The sequence below is a fragment of the Noviherbaspirillum suwonense genome (genome assembly GCF_900182955.1).
GTDB lineage: Bacteria > Pseudomonadota > Gammaproteobacteria > Burkholderiales > Burkholderiaceae_D > Noviherbaspirillum_A > Noviherbaspirillum_A suwonense.
This window is the reverse complement of record NZ_FXUL01000022.1, coordinates 17,218-33,973: the sequence shown is the minus strand read 5'-3', so window position 1 is coordinate 33,973 and position 16,756 is coordinate 17,218. Positions and strand designations below refer to the sequence as shown.

The following is a 16,756-nucleotide window of genomic DNA, read 5'->3' as shown; positions in this document are numbered from 1 at the left end:
GGCCTGTTCATGTGCCTCACTACGCCGGATTGCAGCCTGATCTACTGGACGGTCAGCTGCTTGGCGCCGGTGCCGGCTTTCTTGGGCAGCGTCAGCATCAGCAGCCCGTTCTCATACTTGGCTTCCGCCTTGCTCTCGTCCACCTCCTGCGGCAGCGTGAAGCTGCGCGAGTGCTTTCCATAGTAGCGTTCGCTGCGCACCATGCCCGTGGTGCGCTCGTCCTTCTCTTCCCTGACCTCGGCATTGATCGCGACCCGGTTTCCCTCCACCGCGATCTTGATGTCTTCCTTCTTCACGCCCGGGATCTCGGCCTTGACCGTATAGGCCTGCTCCGTTTCAGCGACATCGGCCCGGATGCGCGGCTCCGCACGCATAGCCCGCATCGACGGCAGCAATGAAAATTCACGGAAGAAATCGTCCATGTTCCCGAATGCATCGAACGGGCTTAGGTCGGAAAACGGATCGAACTTCGTCAGATTGCTGGCCATGATTCACCTCCTTTAAAAAGCTGGTTTGCGCAGCCTGCAGGCCTGTGAGAGGCCGGCCTGGGAAAGCGTGGAACAAACGCGGGGCGCGCCCGCTCCGCCGCCATCGACGACGAGAGTGTCGCCGGCCTGCCTATGCTGCAACCGCCGGCTGCGCGGTATCGGCGGTCTCCTGCATCACAATGGCTTCTGCCCTGAGCCAGTCGTCCAGCGCATAGCCGTCGACGCAGCCCCGCGCTTCATAGCTTGCGTAGGCAAGCTCGCGTATCCTTTCCAGCCGGTTCGCCCCGCCAGCCTTCTCCACGGAATCTGCGGCCTCCATGGCGCCGCCGGCGGACTCTTCCTGCACAGGGCTGGCCGGTGCAGCGCCAGTCTCCAGCGACTCTGCGAATTGCGTGGACATGTCGTATTCCTCTGCTCGGTGGAAATGCTGTTCATGCGCTCGGCCGGCTGCCGTCGTCGGCGGCCAGGCCCGAAGTCGCGGCCGCCTTAAATTCGCCGCCGCAATGGGGCAGCGCTTTCCGCCATGCCCCTTTCCACGCAGTGCCCTGAAATGCCGCATGAATATTCGGCGGCGCATACTGCGATCCCTTGCGCCGGAAGCGAACAGGTGAATCCGGCTCGTCCGATGCGCATGCACTGACTGTATGTGGTCAAAATGATTATGCGTACCGAGTGTGCGGCGCGCCTGATCCAGATCAAAATTTTCCGAGTCGCCGCCGGGCGTGCGCATCCATCTTGCGTCGCCTGCATTTCATCGATGCCGCATTGATGGAGAATGCACGGGCGGCAGACGAATGCATCAGGCCCGCTTTGCAGCCAGTCATCCGATCCCATCAGACCGAAAGAGGCAACAATGAATCCCCCCATCCAACATGACCCGGCCCTGTCCGCGCTGTTCGAAGCCCAACGCGCCGCGTCGCGCAAGGACGGCGTCGTGCCGTGGGCGATCCGCGCTGACCGGCTCAAGCGCCTGAGCACGCTGGTGCGTGACAACCGGAGCGCGATTGCCGCGGCCATCAATGATGATTTCGGGCAGCGCTCGTTCCATGAAACGGAGCTGCTTGAAATTAACCATGTGCTCGACGGCATCGGGCATTCGCTTCAGCATGGCCGCAGCTGGATGAAGACGACGCAGCGCAGTCCCGGCTACAAGTACTGGCCGGGGCAGGCGTCCATCCTGCCACAGCCGCTGGGCGTGGTCGGCGTGGTCGTGCCATGGAATTACCCGCTCGAACTGTCACTGGGCCCTGCCAATTCCGCAATGGTGGCGGGCAACCGCATCATGATCAAGCTGTCGGAACTGACGCCGCGTTTCGGCGCGCTGCTGGCCGAGCTCGTCGCGCGCCGCTTCGACGCCGACGAGCTGTGCATCGTCAACGGCGGCGTCGATGCTGGCCGCGCCTTCTGCGGGCTGCCGTTCGACCACCTGCTGTTTACCGGGTCCACCGCGGTCGGCCACCAGGTGATGCAGGCAGCAAGCGACAACCTCACGCCGGTGACGCTGGAACTGGGAGGCAAGTCGCCGGCCATCTTCGGCATGCAGGCCGGCCCCGGCGGCGACTACGACAAGGCCGTGATGCGGCTGATGATAGGCAAGACCCTGAACGCGGGACAGACCTGCATCGCGCCGGACTATGCGTTCATCCCGCGTGGCCAGTTGGACCGCTTCATCGGGGCCGCCCGCCGCGCGATCGGACAGTTCTACCCGTCGCTGGCCACCACGCCCGACTACACGAGCATCATCAACAATCGTCATTTCGCGCGGCTCCAGGCGCTGGTGGACGATGCGGTGCAGAGGGGCGCGCAGGCATGGCCGCTGTCGGATGCCGCAAGCGAACCCGCACGGCGCCGGTTCGCGCCGGTGGCGCTGAGCAGCGTGGCGGCGGGCAGCACGGTGCTGGAACAGGAGATCTTCGGGCCGGTGCTGCCGCTGGTCGAGTATGACGACATCGAGGAGGTGATCGCCGCCATCAACGCGCGTCCCCGCCCGCTTGCGCTTTACCTGTTCGAAAGCGATAGAAAGGTGATCGCGCGCGTGCTCGGCGGCACCCTGTCGGGCGGCGTCACCATCAACGACGTGTTCTTCCATGTCGGGCCGGACAACCTGCCCTTTGGCGGCGTCGGCGCGTCCGGCATGGGCGCCTATCACGGCGAAACCGGTTTCCGGACCTTCACCCATGACAAGCCGGTGTTCCGGCAACCCACCTTCAGCCTGCTGTCATGGGTCTATCCGCCCTATGGCCGCCGCGCCGAACGCCTGCTGCGCATGCCGGCAGGCGCGAGCCAGGAGCGGATGCGCTGATAGACCGCAAGGCTGCTCAGCAGGTCGAGGTGATGCACGCCGTAGGCCACCCACTGGCGCGACTTCGGGATCGACAGGCTGTGCCGGCCATGCACATGCTTCCCCAGCGCCGTATCGAGCGGAATGAGCCCGTCGCCCAGCAGGCGTTCGCGCAGGTCGCCGTCGCTCTTTCCGACCGAGCCGGCGACCGCATAGCAGCGTACGCCGCGCGGCAGCGGCACCGGTTCCCTGCGGTCGTCGCCATGTTCAAAGCGGTCGAGGCCGACCCAGTCCTCGTCGCGCAGGTTGCCATAACGCAGGTCGGTGATGCCGGCGCTGCGTATCCGTCCCAGGCGCGCAAACGGCGCGGTGTAACGATTGCGGCCAAGCACGGCGGTGAGCCAGTTGCCGCCGCGCTCCAGCGACGCGCCATGATGCGGCGTCCCCAGGAAGACCATGTTGCGCAGGTGCGCGAGCCATTCATGCCCGGCAAGCCCGGCGTAATGGCAGGCGCTGCGGGCAAGCAGCCCGCCCATGCTGTGGCCGACGATGCTGATTTCCTCGACGGGCACCGGCCACGCGAGGTAAAGCGCCTCGAGCTGCCCGGCGAGCTGCTTGCCATTGCTCGATATATGCAGTCCGCTGTTGTAGTGCAGGTAGACCGCCGTATAGCCGAGGTCGCGTGCGAGCGCCTCGCCGTGGTCATGATGATTGCGGCGCCATTGCAGGTCAGAACGGCATAGTCCGTGTATCAGCACCAGCAGCTTGCCGCTTGCGGGCTTCAGCGCCGCGGCCAGCGCCTCCGGCGTGGCCGGAAGCGGCTTGCCGCCGACGCGCAGCCGCATCGGTATCTGCATCGGATTGCCGGATTCCGCTAGGTGGTCGCCGATCAGGCCGTTGATGGCGGCAAGCACCGCTTCCCGCTCGGCCGTCGACTCCCAGCCTGCCGGCCGGCTCGAATGCGGCGGCAGCAGGCGGGTCAGGCATCGGTCAAGGATGCGGGAAGAGCTTCTCGCCTTTTGATACAGGAAAGCAGTCAGCGCGCCGACCGGCTGTATGCGCAGGAAGGCGCCGGCGATGGATTCATGCAGTTCCTGCGCCAGGTCCAGTCCGCCTTCCAGCGCGGTCGCCGCGAGCTGCCTGAGCCCATGGAAGTCGGACGGATGCAGATGGCAGCGCCTGCACCAGCCATGCGCGTTTTCCCCGGGGCCAGCCAGCGCCGCCGGCTGGCCGGGCGTTCGCCGCCTGCGCGGAGCACGCTGGCTAATCGTCGAGTTCTTGCCTTGCAAGGTCAATATCCAGCCTTTCCATCGCGTCATGCGGCCGCAGCGCGGCCGCCTTCCTGCACAGGGCCGTCGCGCGCTCCAGGCCCTTGCGGCCGTCGAGCATCGCGATGGCATTCGCATATTCGACGTGGGCAATGGCGGAGTCCGGGTTCAGCGCAAGCGCTTCATCGAAATGCCTCATGCTCGCCGACCGGCTTGCGCCGTACGTGAGTCCGGCCACGACCCCGCCCACCTTCGACACCACTTCGGCGTGGTAGACCCCCAGCGCGATATGCGCGTCCGCATGGGCCGGCGCGAGGCGCAAGGCAGTCTCCAGGCCTTGCCTGATCCTGCTGCCTATGCCCTGGGTCAATGCCGCCAGCACCGACAGGGCCTGCGCCCGGCGGCCCAGCGCATAGGCATACCAGTAATAGCCGTTCGGATTATCCGGCTGGCTGCCCTGCTGTTCCAGGCAGCGGGCGGCGACGGCGTCGAACAAGGCCTGTTTGCGCGCCTTGTTTTTCTCAAGGTAATTCGCGTAGATGCAGGTGGCCTTGGCCGCCACCGTATAGCCATCCAGTCCATGTTTCAGGCCATGCTGCGCAGCCGCCTCGAAGCGGCCCGCGTGGAAGTCCCGCCATGCATCCACCAGAGCGGCCTGTTCCGGGAACGGTTCGGCATCGCCCGCGTGCAGCCGCGCCCATGCCTTCTTCAGCGTCGCGCGGCTGTACTCGAAAGCGTCGTCCGGGTAGGGAAACGTGCTCCACGTCATCGCTCGTCCCTGTCAGTCCATGCTGCCTGCGCGGTGCGGCCGGCGCCGTCAGGCGGCACCGGGCGTCCGCGGTTTTTTCCGTGCCGCCGGCGCGCTTGCAACGGCGTCCGCGGCCCGCGCCGTTCGCCGCGCGCGCACGGCGGGCGCAGCCCGCTTCGCAGTCTGCACAAGCGCGTCGGGCGAGATATGCGCGCCCGTGGGCAGGCGCGAGATGGCCTGGTTCAGCGCCTCGATCTGCCGCGTCAGCGCCTGGATATCCTCGCGGGTCGGCACGCCGAGGCTGTGCAGCGCGCGGCCCACCCGCTGCTCGAAAACTTTTTCAAGCTTCTCCCAGGAACCGGCCATCGCGCCCGCCGGCGGCGCCGGCAGCGCATGCCCGGTGCTGTCCTCGATCCGCTTCTGGACGCTGGCCCCGCGTTCCACCAGCTTGCCGAACAGCGCCTCGCCCTGGCCCTGCGCCGTCGCGAACGCGCCCAGGCCTGCCTGCCAGATCTGGTGCGCCGACTGGCACACCGAGTCCATCAGCGTCGCGTCGTCGCCGTCCGGCCCCGCCAGTTCTCTGAGTTTCCTTGCCATCCTTCACCTCCTGAATCGGCATGTCGGCTGCACCATCGCGTACTACGCTGCAACCTGTGATTTCTTCTCTTCTTCTTCCTTCACGATCCGCCGCAGCACCTTGCCGATATTCGACTTCGGCAGCTCGCCGTCGCGAAACACGATGTAGCGCGGCAGCTTGTAGCCGGTGAGATGCTTGTGCAGATGGACCAGCAACGCATCCGCCGTAAGCGTCGGGTCGCGGCGCACTACGACCAGCTTCACCACTTCGTCCGAGTGCTCGTCCGGCGCCGGTATCGCCGCGGCCTCATGGATGCCGGGATGCAGCATCGCGGCATCCTCGACCTCGTTGGGAAACACCTTGAAGCCGGAGACGACGATCACGTCCTTCTTGCGGTCGACGATGCGGAAATAGCCGGCGCCGTCCATCACCCCGATGTCACCGGTGCGCAGCCAGCCGTCGCTCGTCATCACCTTTGCGGTCTCCTCGGGGCGCTGCCAGTAGCCCTTCATGACTTGCGGGCCGCGCACGCAAAGCTCGCCCGGCGCGCCGATGCCGAGCACGTTGCCGGCATCGTCCATGATGGCGACGTCGGTGGAAGGCAGCGGCAGGCCGATGGTGCCGGTGTAGGCGGCGATCGTCAGCGGGTTGGCGGTGACGATGGGCGAGGTCTCGGTGAGGCCGTAGCCCTCGATCAGCGGCACGCCGAACACCTTGTGCCAGCGCTGCGCCACTGCCCGCTGGACCGCCATGCCGCCGGCCACCACGACCTTGACGCTGCCATGGTTGGCCTGCTCGATATGGGGCGCATCGAGCAGCACGTTGAACAGCGTGTTGACGCCTATCATCACGCTGAACCGGGTATGCCGCAGCTCCTTCACCAGCGCTTCCGTGTCCCGCGGGTTCGTGATCAGCACGTTGTGCGCCGCAAGCCTGAGAAACGCCAGCGTGGCGGTCAGCGCGAACACGTGATACAGCGGCAGCGGTATCACCGCGGTTTCCTCGCCTTCCAGCAGCACGCTCTTCACCCAGGCCGCGGTCTGCTCGAGGTTGGCCACCATGTTGCCGTGGCTGAGGATCGCGCCCTTGGGCACGCCCGTGGTCCCGCCGGTGTACTGCAGGAAGGCCGTGTCGTCCGCTTGCAGCGGCACGACCTCGAACGCCTGCTGTTCTCCTTCTTCAAGCGCATCCATGAAGCGGTCGGCGCCGTCGATATGCCATTCCGGCACCATGTGCTTGATATGCTTCACGACCATGTTGACGATCTGCGCCTTCGGGAAATGCAGCATGTCGCCGACGGCCGTGACGATCACATGCCGCACCCTGGTGCGGCTCAGCACCTGCTCGGCGACATGGGCGAAGTTGTCCAGCACCACCAGCACGCTGGCGCCGGAGTCCAGCAGCTGCCGCTCCAGCTCCGTAGCGGTGTACAGCGGATTGGTGTTGACCACCACGCCGCCGGCGCGCAGCACGCCGAACAATGCCACCGGGTACTGCAGCAGGTTGGGCAGCATGATCGCGACGCGCTCGCCCTTTTGCAGCGCGGCGACTTTTTGCAGGTAGGCGGCAAAGGCGAGGGACAGGCGGTCGAGCTCGCCATAGCTGATGGTCGCGCCCTGGTTGCTGAACGCCGGGCGGTGCGCATGGCTCGCGCAGATGCGCGCAAGCAGCGCAGGAAGTGAATCCGAAGCATCGACGCTGATGGTGGCCGGCACATCCGGCGGATAGCTTGTGAGCCAGGTTCTTTCCATGATGGGTCTCCCGCATAAATGGGCCGGCTTGCAGGTCAAACTCCAATCGCCATCCGGTTGTGGCGCATGCCCGTGCCGTGGAGTGTGCAGGTCCCATGGTCGTCACGGGAGTCTTGGGCCGCCATGACCTGGATCAAATGCGCCGCCCAGCACCGGGCACACAGTATCGCCATCCTCGACACGTACGGGGTGCTGCGGCATTGCAGGCAGAACAGGTGCCGCAAGGCTGGCATGCCATCACGCAGGCTGGCCGCACATACGCGCATTCAATCCGTTCAATCAAAGGAGAAATGATGACTACCAGGCAAACCAAGTCGGACTCGGCCCATGGCGGCCAGACGGCGAAACGCAAGGCCGGCGAAGAAGCGCAGAATGTTTCGGTCACGATAGAGCACGCGGCCGACACGGTCCGGCAAGGCATCGTCACCAGTCTTTCCAGCCTGGACACGATCGAGTCCGAGATCGCCACGCTGGTGCGCAGGACGGTTTCCGACACGCTGCGCACCAGCGCCGCCGCCGGCACCGACAGCGTGCAGCTTGTCAGCCACGTGGTGATGGCGGCCATCGAAGCGGCAGAGCATGTGGGCACCGGCCTCACGATGAGCATCAAGAGCGTGACCAAGGGCGCCATCCTGGGCGTGCACGATGTCGGCGGCGACGTGATCGGCGCATCGGCCGAGATCATGCGTTCGGTGATCCGGCATGGCGCCGCGGTCGGCGCAGACATCGCCGGCGTGACACGACGCGCAGTCGACGGCCTGATCGAGGCGACGGCCGAGACCGGCGGCGACATCGCGGGAATAGGCAAGAAGGCGGTGCAGGGCGCCATCGAGGAAGCGGGAACCATCAGCCACCTGACCGTGAAAACGGTGAAGGAGGTGCTGGTCGGGCTTGCGGGCAGCGTCGGCGAAACCATGCAGGCCGCCATGCCGCAGGCGTCGATGCAGGGCGGGCACCTGATGGACAAGTCGAAGGGCGGGTCGCGGCAGGTGCACCATAGCTGACGCGGCGCTGCTTCAGTCCCTGCGAGCCGCAGAAGGCCAGGGCATCAGCAGCAATGTCAGCAGCAGCGTTTCGAACTCGGCCTTGAAATGATGGGCGATGCTGGCCGGTTCGGGAACGCGCTGCGCGTCCGCCAGCACGCCGAACGCGACCTCCCCGGCATAGCTCAGCATGCTGATGCCCAGCCCGATCCCGCCGGACTGCGGCACCCAGAACATCTGGCGTTCTATCCTCTGCCCGGCAAGATAGCGCGGCTGCTCGATGCCGTGGACATTGCTGATGACCAGGCTGGCATTGCCGGACAGCGCGTCGGAAAGGCGCTGGTTCAACGCATCCGGCGCGACGCCCATCGCATTGAGAATGGCCAGCGAGACCGCGGGCTGCTTCGACCCGCGCAGCGCCCGCATGCGCCTGTGGACTTCGAGCACGCGCGCCAGCGGCTCGGCTATGCCCAGCGGCAGGTCGAGGAAGACCAGGCCGAACTGGTTGCCAAGTGCCGTCAGCGGGCCGGGCGGCCGCAGGTTGACCGGCACCAGCGCCCTGACCTCCGCCGCTTCCAGGTCCTCGCCCTGCTCCTGCAGATAACGCCGCAGCGCGCCGGCGATGCAGGCCACCAGCACGTCGTTGACCGAGCAGTCCATCGCGCCGGCAATTGCCTTGACTTCCCCCAGCGCCAGCGGCGGCGTCCATGCGACCCGTTTCATCACGCCCAGCGGTCCCTTGAGGCGCGTCGGGCTGTCGGGCGGCATGACGGCGATGGCCGTCGCCGCCAGCGCATAGTCGACCCCGGTCACGGCATAGCCAAGGCCGTGCAGCGGATGGGCAAGCAGGTCCTTGCCCACTGCCGACGCGCCCAACGCGGTGCGCAGCGCGGCGCCGGCCGCCTGCGTGACAGGACCCAGCACCCGCTCCAGCGCGCTGCCCGCCGCCGCGTGCCGCGGCAGGTCCACCGGGGCCGGGTGCGCCCGGTTGGGCGCCTCGTCCATCATCGACGAGATCACATGCAGCATCGCAAAGCCGTCGCCATAGCAGTGATGAATCCGCAGCAACAGCACGCTGCCGCCGCCGCTGTCGTCGATCAGGTGGAACTGCCACATCGGCTTGGACCGGTCGAGCGGCGTGCTGACCAGCACGCCGACCAGCTCTTCCATGCCGACCCCGCTGCCCTGTTCCGGCAGCGCGATATGGCGAACGTGCCAGTCGACATCGAAGGTTTCGTCGTTTTGCCAATGCGCATCGAAGCCGGAACCGTCTATGCGCTGGCGAAAGCGATGGAAACACAGCAGGCGCTGCTGCACCAGCGCCTTCACTGCCGCCAGCCGCAGCCTGTGCCTGAACATCATCATCCCGCAGATCACCATCAGGTTGGTCGGCCGGTCCATCCGCAGCCAGGCGCGGTCTACTGCCGACAATGCCTCTCCGGAATTCATTGCATCCTTCATTGCATCCTTTAGAGGTGAATGCCGTGCAGGAGCTGCCGCATGGCCAGGTATTCGGCGGAATGCCCGGCCGGCCGCTGCGGCGCCTGCCCTCCGTCCTGGGCGGCGGGCGCTGAATCGGGCGACAGCCGGTAGGCGGTGTTGAGCACGGTCTGCGCCAGCCGGGGCGCGAGCGCATGCAGCGTCTGGCCGACGATGCCGACCCGCGTGGCGATGCGCACCGGCCGGTTGATGATGGCCTGCGCCACCAGGTCCGCAGCCTCGTCGGGCAGCAGCGTCGGCGCATCGTCGTAGACATGGCTGGGCTTGATCATCGGCGTGCGCACCAGCGGCATGTTGACTGTCGTGAACTGTATGCCTTGGTCGGCGAACTCGGACGCCGCGCACTGGGTCCACGCATCGAGCGCGGCCTTCGAGGCGACATAGGCCGAGAAGCGCGGCGCATTGGTCAGCACGCCGATCGACGAGATATTGACGATGTGGCCGGATCCCTTCGCCAGCATGGCCGGAAGCAGTCCCACGGTCACGCGCAGCGCGCCGAAGTAATTGAGCTGCATGGTGCGTTCGTAATCGTGGAAGCGGCCGAAGCTGCCTTCCACCGAGCGCCTGATCGAGCGGCCGGCATTATTGACCAGGATATCGACACGTCCATGTTCGGCCAGCAGCAGCTGCACGAAACGCTCGCAGTCGGCCGCATCGGTCAGGTCGGCCGGATAGGCTTTCACCGTGCCGCCGCCGGCCCCGATCTGCTCGCAGGCAGCCGTGAGCCGCGCCTGGTCGCGGCCGCAGATCAGCGTGGTCGCGCCGGCGTCGGCCAGCTTCCGCGCGGTTGACAGGCCGATGCCGGACGAGCCGCCGGTCACCAGCGCCACCTTTCCTTCCACGTGGGAGCGCAGGCTGCGGCCGACGAACAGCGCCGGGTCCATGTGCCGTTCCCAGTAATCCCAGATCACGGTCGCATAACTGTCGAGCGGCGGGCAGGCGATGCCGCTGCCCTTCAGCGCGGCGGCGGCCTGCCGGTTGTCGAACCGGGTCGGATAATTGATGAATTGCAGGATGGTGTCCGGCAGCCCGAGGTCGTCCAGCACGGTTTGCGCCAGGCGCCGCACCGGCGCGACGGCGGCCAGCCCGCGCCGCACGCCTGCCGGCACCAGGTCCACCAGCGCGGCATTGATGCGCAGGGTCATCGGCGGCGCGTGGGCGGCATGGGCAAACAGGTTCAGCACATCGCCGACCCGTTTCGGCGCCGGGTCGGTCAGGTGGAAGCAGCCGCCGTCCAGCCCGGGCACCGCCGCGATCCAGGTCATCGCGTCGACGACATAATCGACCGGGACGATGTTGATGCGGCCGCCCTCCACCCCGATGGCGGGCATCCAGGGCGGCAGCAGGCCACGCAGCCGCTGTATCAGCTTGAAGAAATAATAAGGGCCGTCGATCTTGTCGGCTTCGCCCGTGCGCGAATCGCCGACCACCAGGCCGGGGCGATAGATGCGCCACGGCAGCGAACGCTCGGCGCGCACCAGCGCCTCGCTGTCATGCTTGCTGCGGAAATAGGGATGCTCGATATGCTCGGCTTCCTCGAACATGTCCTCGCGGAACACGCCGTCGTAGAGGCCGGCGGCGGCGATCGAGCTGACATGGTGAAAGCAGCCGGCATCCAGCGCCCGGGCCAGCGCCAGCGCATTGCGGGTGCCGTCGATATTGGTCGCCAGCTCATGCGCCGGATCGGCACGCAGGTCATAGACCGCGGCAAGATGAAAGAAATGGTCGACCTTGCCGGCCAGCGCCTGCAGGTCGGCGTCGGTAAGGCCGCAGCGCGCCTGGCAGATATCCCCGGCCACCGCAATCGCGCGCGACTCCGCGGGTCCTAGGAATTCCCGCAGCGCCGCCTCGCGCGACCCGCCCGGCCGGCGGACCAGGAAATGAACGGTGTTGCCTTCCGACGCCAGCAGCTTGCGGATCAGCCGCCGGCCGATGAAACCGGTGCCGCCGGTAACGAAATAACGCATGTTCTCCTCCTGCCCTGCCGGAGCCGTGCCGCCCCGGCTATTGCCAGCGTCCCGGCTGAAGCGTCTCCGCCACCGGAGGCGGGGACGCTTCGGCGGCCGCGTGGCCGTTTGCCAGCCGGATCATGTCCGCCGCCTTTTCCGCGATCATCACGGTCGGCGCATTGGTGTTGCCGCCGACCAGCGTCGGCATCACGGATGCATCGACCACCCGCAGCCCTTCCAGGCCGTGCATCTGCAGCCTGTCGTCCACCACAGCCATGTCGTCATGCCCCATCCTGCAGGTGCCGACAGGATGGTAGATGGTCTCGGCCCGCGCGCGGATGAAGTCCGCGATGTCCTGGTCGCTCCGCACCCCTTCCCCCGGCTGCAGCTCCACGCCGCGATAAGGGTCCAGCACGCTGGCGGCAAGCACCCGGCGCGCAGCCTTCACGCCGGCAATCATCACCCGCATGTCGTCCGGCGCGGACAGGTAGTCGGGATCGATCAGCGGGCTTGCGGCCGGGTCCGCGCTCCTGAGCCCGATGTGGCCGCGGCTCAATGGCCTGAGATTGCATGCATGCAGCGAGTAGCCGTGGCCCATCATGGTGCCTGCGGCGCCGCGCAGGCCGCGGCCATGGCCATGCAGGTGCGCCGGCGTGAAATGGAATTGCAGGTCCGGTATCGCTTCCTGCGGCGTGCTCCTGACGAAGCCGCCGGCCTCGGCGCCGTTGGTCGTCAGGCCGCCGGTGCGGTCGCGCAGGTAGTTGCGCACGTGCCTGAGCTGCAGCGGCAGCGTCGACGCCGAAATCCCGCTCGACACCGGCAGCCGGCACCGGTGTATGACCAGCACGTCCAGGTGGTCCTGCAGGTTGCGGCCGACGCCGGGCAGCGCATGCCGCACCGGGATGCCATGCTGGCGCAGCTCCGCCTCCGGGCCTATGCCCGACAGCATCAGCAACTGCGGCGTGTTGATTGCGCCGGCGGAAAGGATGACTTCGCGGCGCGCGGTGATGACGGTCTCGCCGTCGCGGCCTGCGCAGACCAGGCCCACCGCGCGCCGGCCGTCGAGCATCACGCGGCTGGCATGCGCGCCGGTCAGCACGGTCAGGTTGGCGCGGGCCAGCACCGGGTGCAGGTAGGCGCGGGCGACGCTGCAGCGCTCGCCACCCTTCTGCGTCACCTCGTAGAGGCCCACGCCTTCCTGGCTGGCGCCATTGAAGTCCTGGCTGCGCGGATAGCCGGCTTCCGCAGCGGCGTCGACGAACAGGCGGGACAGCAGGTTGGGTGAACGTTGCGCGGCGACGTTGAGCGGACCATCGACGCCATGGAAGTCCGAAGGCCCGGCTTCGTGATGCTCGCTGCGCATGAACAGCGGCAGCAGGTCGGCATAGGACCAGCCGCGATTGCCCAGCGCCGCCCACAGGTCGTAGTCGGCCGCATGGCCGCGCGTATAGACCATCGCATTGCTTGAACTCGACCCGCCCAATGTTTTTCCGCGCGGCCAGAACAGACGCCGGTCGTTCAGCCAGCGCTGGGGTTCGGTGAAGTATTGCCAGTTGAGCTTGCGGCTCGACATCAGGTACAGGATGCCGATGGGCAGGCGGATGAACGGGCTGCTGTCGCGCGGCCCGGCTTCCAGCAGGATGACGGTGGTCGACGGATCGGCGGACAGTCGGTTGGCAAGCACGCAGCCGGCCGACCCGGCGCCGGCGATCACGTAATCAGCGGTCAGTTGTCTGGTCATCGGGGCCCCCGTTCCGACCTGGCGATTGCACCTGTGAAGACATGGCAGAACCTGGCAAGCGCAGTCGCTGCGCTTGCCACCCCTGCATATTAGTGAAAAACCCTGCCGGCAATGCCGCTGTCTGGCGCCGCGCTGATGTAGACCAAGCCTGTTTCAACTGCATTGCGCCGGACCACGCAAGCGACCGCAGGCTGCGGGAAGGCCGTTCCGCAAGGTCGCAGCTTCGCGGAAGGCGCGATTCAGTAAATGGACAGCATGCCATTCGATATCTTTCCGCGCCAGGCAGCGATCAGGTCGCGGTACAGCTCGCCGACCGGCTTGATCTCGCGGTCGAGGTTGAACAGGCCGTAATGGTTCACCCTGCCATTATTTTCCACGAGCAGCGAGTCCCAGTCGACCTGGTCGATCAGGCTGTACCAGGTGAAGCCGACGATGGGCACGCCGTCTTCCTTGAGCCTGACCAGGTTGCCCCACTGCCGTTCCAGCCAGGAACGCGCATCCTTTTCCACCTGTCCGTCATCGCGGTTGTTGGTCTCGGTATGCATGACCGGCAGCCGGTAACGGTCATAGTATTGCTTGGTGATGACGTAATAGCCGAGCATTTCGTACTGCTGGGTCCGGCCGTCCGGAAAGACGATGTGCTCGTTGGTCGCATAGTAATCGTTGCCCATGATGCACACCGGCCGGATGTTATGGTCCAGGAAGAAATGGAACTCGTCCCTGGACATGCCGTTGTCGAGCAGGTATTCATAGGTGGAGGCGCACAGGTCGTAGCCATAGCAGAGGTCGAGCGACAGGAAGCGCCGCTCGTTGAGCGCCCGCGCCACCTTGACCGCATCGGGATTGGACGGATGAAAATATTCGGAGGATTCGCTCTGGATGAAGCGGGCGGCCGGCTGGACCTCCATGATGGCAAGCGTGGCCAGCAGGTTGGCCTTCGCGATGTGCTTGGTGGCCGTCACGAATGCGCGGTCGCTCTTCAGGCATTCATTCCACAGGCCGAGCTGGGCGGAGAAATGCGCAGCCACATACATCTCGTTGATCGGCGTATACAGCCTGACCCACGGAAAGCGTTCGGCGAAGGCGCGCGCATAGTCGGCGAAGTGCGCGGGGAACTCCGGGTTCTGGAAATTTTCCAGCCAGTCCGGCAGGCCGAAGTGGCACAGGTCGACGCAGGGCGTAATGCCCAGGCGCCGTATTTCACCGAACGCGGCATCGCTGAAGTCCCAGTCGTACCGCCCCGGTCCGGCATGGGCGCGGTAATACGGCGCGCCGTAGCGGAGCACGTCGATGCCTAGCGCCTTGGCCAGCGCCAGGTCTTCCCTGTAGCGCTGGTAATGCCCCGTCGCTTCCATCTGGTCGACACGCGCGATGCGGCCGTCGCGGCGCATCACGCGCGGCGAACTGTTCTCGATGCCGGTTGCGAACAGAAACGACTGCACCTGGACCTCCCGCCTGATCTTTACCCGGAAGTGGCCCGGTCAGGCTTGCGATGGCTCAACCGGATTCTGGTGCGCGCTGCTAAGGTCTACTGGAACGCACGGGGAGTTTCTCGCATGTTTTCACGGATACTGATACCGACCGACGGCTCGGCGGCGTCCGCCGAGACCGGCATGGCCGGCATCCGCTTCGCCCAGAAATTCGACGCAGACGTGGTCGGCATCTTCGTCGCACCCGCTTTCCAGTACCCGCTCTATATCCAGACCATGCCGCCCGCCTATCTCAGCGACGAGGAGTATCGGAATTCGATGCAGACCGTGGGCGAGACCTACCTGAACGAACTCAGGATCATGGCGACGCAGGCCGGCCTGCATTTCACGGCCGAGGTCGTGTTCTCCGATGCCGTCGCGATCGCCATCATCGATGCCGCGCGGCGCTTCCATTGCGACCTGGTCTTCATCGGCTCCCATGGCCGCAGCGGCTGCCAGCAGCTGTTCCTCGGCAGCGTCACGCTCAAGGTCCTGTCAGCCTGCCCGCTGCCTGTCCTGATGTACCGCCCGGCCACGGCGACCTGATGCGCGGATGCCGGCGCCGGGCGCCCGGCGCGTTCGCAAGGCAGGCGCTGCGCATGGCCCCGCCTCGGTTAAGATGCGCTGGAACCCGCATATTGGATAATCGAGCAGGCATCTGGAGAAGCATTTCATGACCAAAAATCTGACCCTGTTTGACATCGGCGCCGCCGATCTCGAAGCGTCCCTGAACAGGGCATTCGAGGCATGGGTCGTCCACCGGGCAAATTCGCAGTCGCGCGCAAAAAGCGAGCGTCCACTGTCGGACGAATCGGTCAATGTCTACCGCGAGATGTGGCAGGCGTTCGCCAAGTTCTGCGCGGAGCGCAACCTGGACCTGCGTGACATCGCGGTGTCCGACCTGGAAGTCTTCCTGACCGTCCGGGGCACCGGTCCCGACCCCGAACATCCGCGCCAGACCACCCGCGGCGGCAACCTGTCGGCGCGCTACGCGAACCGCTACCTGGTGCTGGTGCAGAAGGTGACGCAGTTCCAGGCCCGCGTCGATGGCGAGGAAACCAACCGGGCAGCTGCCCTGCTGCGCGAACGGCCGGAATACCGTTACGCCGAGGCAGCCGACAAGGACCCGCCGCCCGAGTACCTCGACGAAATGCAGGCCAGGCTGCTGATCGCCTACCTGACGCGGGCGCCCCAGCCCGACAGCAACGAGAAGATGACCTGGAAAACCGTGCGTGACCGCACCGCGGTCGCATTGATGCTGGGCGCGGGCCTCGCGCCGGGCGACGTGCGCAGCCTGAAGCTCGACGGCGTCATCACCGTCGGCGGCCGCCGGGCCGGCGTACCCTGGAAGCTTGCGCTGGAAGGCAACGGCAACTCCCCGGCGCGGGAAACGCCGGTGGCTGACTGGGCCGGACGCCAGCTGGCCTTCTGGCTGCGCATCCGCGCCCAGCAGGGCATCCCCGGCGACTACCTGTTCCCGTCGACGATGAACGGCACCCAGTGGTCGCACACCCGCTGTTTCGAAGCGAGCCGCGATGTGCTCGAAGGAGCGAAACTGGGGAAGGATGCCGGCGGCCTGTTCAAATTAAGGCACACCTTTGCGCTGCGGCAGTTGCGCAAGGGGAAATCGGAGGAGGATGTTGCGCGCTGGCTGGGGTTGCTGGATATAAATAGTATGACGCGGTACCGGCGGATTGTTATTGGGTACCAGGACGTGGTTTAAAGCAGCGTGATGGTGGGGCGGCCCATAGATTGACCGGATCGACCTCGAGGCGAGGCTGACGACTGCCAGCGCACAAGGATGGTAAAGAATGACAACATCAATCATTTTTATCCAGGAGAAAACCACATGCGCAAGATGATCATGCTCGCTCTGGCAAGCTTTGTATGGAAACAGGTTCAAAAACGCATAGCGCGCGGCCAGGTCAGGCCGACGGTGCCGCGCCGCTGAAAGAGCGCGTTAAGACCGGTGTGGGTCGCCGGTCGCTCCCTATACTTTGC

The 16,756-nt window shown here is 66.0% G+C and carries 14 protein-coding genes; 4 read left to right on the top strand and 10 right to left on the bottom strand.

What is annotated here, in order from left to right; all coding sequences use genetic code 11:
- Positions 1 to 41: 41 nt before the first annotated feature.
- The gene (locus QOL82_RS22520) at positions 42 to 488 is read right to left on the bottom strand and encodes an Hsp20/alpha crystallin family protein (RefSeq protein ID WP_283444564.1); all 447 of its coding nucleotides are present in this window, start codon (positions 486 to 488) and stop codon (positions 42 to 44) included.
- 130 nt (positions 489 to 618) lie between these two features.
- Positions 619 to 888, bottom strand: a complete 270-nt coding sequence (locus tag QOL82_RS22515) for a DUF2934 domain-containing protein (RefSeq protein WP_283444563.1) — start codon at positions 886 to 888, stop codon at positions 619 to 621.
- Between the two features lie 453 nt (positions 889 to 1,341).
- Between QOL82_RS22515 and QOL82_RS22510 the strand changes: the two genes are divergently transcribed.
- A complete protein-coding gene (locus QOL82_RS22510; protein ID WP_346772310.1) occupies positions 1,342 to 2,790 on the top strand; it encodes a coniferyl aldehyde dehydrogenase in 1,449 nt (482 codons plus the stop codon).
- Here QOL82_RS22510 and QOL82_RS22505 read toward each other — a convergent pair.
- From QOL82_RS22505 to QOL82_RS22490, 4 genes are read right to left on the bottom strand one after another with little or no spacing between them, the layout of a single operon-like run.
- Positions 2,724 to 4,088, bottom strand: a complete 1,365-nt coding sequence (locus tag QOL82_RS22505) for an esterase/lipase family protein (protein WP_283444562.1) — start codon at positions 4,086 to 4,088, stop codon at positions 2,724 to 2,726. The genes QOL82_RS22510 and QOL82_RS22505 overlap by 67 nt on opposite strands.
- Entirely contained in the window at positions 4,033 to 4,806 is a 774-nt protein-coding gene (locus QOL82_RS22500; RefSeq protein ID WP_283444561.1) for a tetratricopeptide repeat protein, read from the bottom strand. The genes QOL82_RS22505 and QOL82_RS22500 overlap by 56 nt, the downstream gene beginning before the upstream one ends.
- 48 nt (positions 4,807 to 4,854) lie before the next feature.
- The gene (locus tag QOL82_RS22495; RefSeq protein ID WP_283444560.1) at positions 4,855 to 5,382 is read right to left on the bottom strand and encodes a phasin family protein; all 528 of its coding nucleotides are present in this window, start codon (positions 5,380 to 5,382) and stop codon (positions 4,855 to 4,857) included.
- Positions 5,383 to 5,424: 42 nt separating this feature from the next.
- Positions 5,425 to 7,113, bottom strand: a complete 1,689-nt coding sequence (locus tag QOL82_RS22490) for an AMP-binding protein (protein ID WP_283444559.1) — start codon at positions 7,111 to 7,113, stop codon at positions 5,425 to 5,427.
- Positions 7,114 to 7,406: 293 nt separating this feature from the next.
- Here QOL82_RS22490 and QOL82_RS22485 point away from each other — a divergent pair, with 293 nt between their 5' ends.
- Positions 7,407 to 8,117: a hypothetical protein gene (locus QOL82_RS22485; RefSeq protein WP_283444558.1), complete on the top strand. Its 711-nt coding sequence runs from the start codon at positions 7,407 to 7,409 to the stop codon at positions 8,115 to 8,117.
- Positions 8,118 to 8,129: 12 nt separating this feature from the next.
- Here the strand turns inward: QOL82_RS22485 and QOL82_RS22480 are convergent, their stop codons facing one another.
- From QOL82_RS22480 to QOL82_RS22465, 4 genes are all read right to left on the bottom strand, one after another.
- Positions 8,130 to 9,527 (bottom strand): wax ester/triacylglycerol synthase family O-acyltransferase, encoded by a 1,398-nt coding sequence (locus QOL82_RS22480; protein ID WP_283444557.1) that lies wholly within the window; start codon positions 9,525 to 9,527, stop codon positions 8,130 to 8,132.
- A gap of 38 nt (positions 9,528 to 9,565) precedes the next feature.
- Positions 9,566 to 11,563, bottom strand: coding sequence for an SDR family oxidoreductase (locus QOL82_RS22475; RefSeq protein WP_283444556.1), 1,998 nt, complete (start codon positions 11,561 to 11,563; stop codon positions 9,566 to 9,568).
- Between the two features lie 37 nt (positions 11,564 to 11,600).
- Positions 11,601 to 13,286: a GMC family oxidoreductase gene (locus QOL82_RS22470; protein ID WP_283444555.1), complete on the bottom strand. Its 1,686-nt coding sequence runs from the start codon at positions 13,284 to 13,286 to the stop codon at positions 11,601 to 11,603.
- A 239-nt stretch (positions 13,287 to 13,525) separates the two neighbouring features.
- A complete protein-coding gene (locus tag QOL82_RS22465) occupies positions 13,526 to 14,728 on the bottom strand; it encodes a family 1 glycosylhydrolase (protein WP_283444554.1) in 1,203 nt (400 codons plus the stop codon).
- Positions 14,729 to 14,842: 114 nt separating this feature from the next.
- Between QOL82_RS22465 and QOL82_RS22460 the strand changes: the two genes are divergently transcribed.
- Together QOL82_RS22460 and QOL82_RS22455 are read left to right on the top strand one after the other, a co-directional pair.
- Positions 14,843 to 15,301, top strand: coding sequence for a universal stress protein (locus QOL82_RS22460; protein WP_283444553.1), 459 nt, complete (start codon positions 14,843 to 14,845; stop codon positions 15,299 to 15,301).
- Between the two features lie 127 nt (positions 15,302 to 15,428).
- On the top strand, positions 15,429 to 16,478 hold the full coding sequence (locus QOL82_RS22455) for a tyrosine-type recombinase/integrase (RefSeq protein ID WP_283444552.1): 1,050 nt from the start codon (positions 15,429 to 15,431) through the stop codon (positions 16,476 to 16,478).
- Positions 16,479 to 16,756 lie beyond the last annotated feature (278 nt).

Bases quoted from the DNA above. Each gene is read 5' to 3' on its own strand.
- QOL82_RS22500 (WP_283444561.1), bottom strand. From the start codon at position 4,806: ATGACGTGGAGCACGTTTCCCTACCCGGACGACGCTTTCGAGTACAGC.
- QOL82_RS22475 (WP_283444556.1), bottom strand. From the start codon at position 11,563: ATGCGTTATTTCGTTACCGGCGGCACCGGTTTCATCGGCCGGCGGCTG.
- QOL82_RS22515 (WP_283444563.1), bottom strand. From the start codon at position 888: ATGTCCACGCAATTCGCAGAGTCGCTGGAGACTGGCGCTGCACCGGCC.
- QOL82_RS22495 (WP_283444560.1), bottom strand. From the start codon at position 5,382: ATGGCAAGGAAACTCAGAGAACTGGCGGGGCCGGACGGCGACGACGCG.
- QOL82_RS22460 (WP_283444553.1), top strand. From the start codon at position 14,843: ATGTTTTCACGGATACTGATACCGACCGACGGCTCGGCGGCGTCCGCC.
- QOL82_RS22455 (WP_283444552.1), top strand. From the start codon at position 15,429: ATGACCAAAAATCTGACCCTGTTTGACATCGGCGCCGCCGATCTCGAA.
- QOL82_RS22520 (WP_283444564.1), bottom strand. From the start codon at position 488: ATGGCCAGCAATCTGACGAAGTTCGATCCGTTTTCCGACCTAAGCCCG.
- QOL82_RS22485 (WP_283444558.1), top strand. From the start codon at position 7,407: ATGACTACCAGGCAAACCAAGTCGGACTCGGCCCATGGCGGCCAGACG.
- QOL82_RS22510 (WP_346772310.1), top strand. From the start codon at position 1,342: ATGAATCCCCCCATCCAACATGACCCGGCCCTGTCCGCGCTGTTCGAA.
- QOL82_RS22505 (WP_283444562.1), bottom strand. From the start codon at position 4,088: ATGACGCGATGGAAAGGCTGGATATTGACCTTGCAAGGCAAGAACTCG.
- QOL82_RS22490 (WP_283444559.1), bottom strand. From the start codon at position 7,113: ATGGAAAGAACCTGGCTCACAAGCTATCCGCCGGATGTGCCGGCCACC.
- QOL82_RS22470 (WP_283444555.1), bottom strand. From the start codon at position 13,286: ATGACCAGACAACTGACCGCTGATTACGTGATCGCCGGCGCCGGGTCG.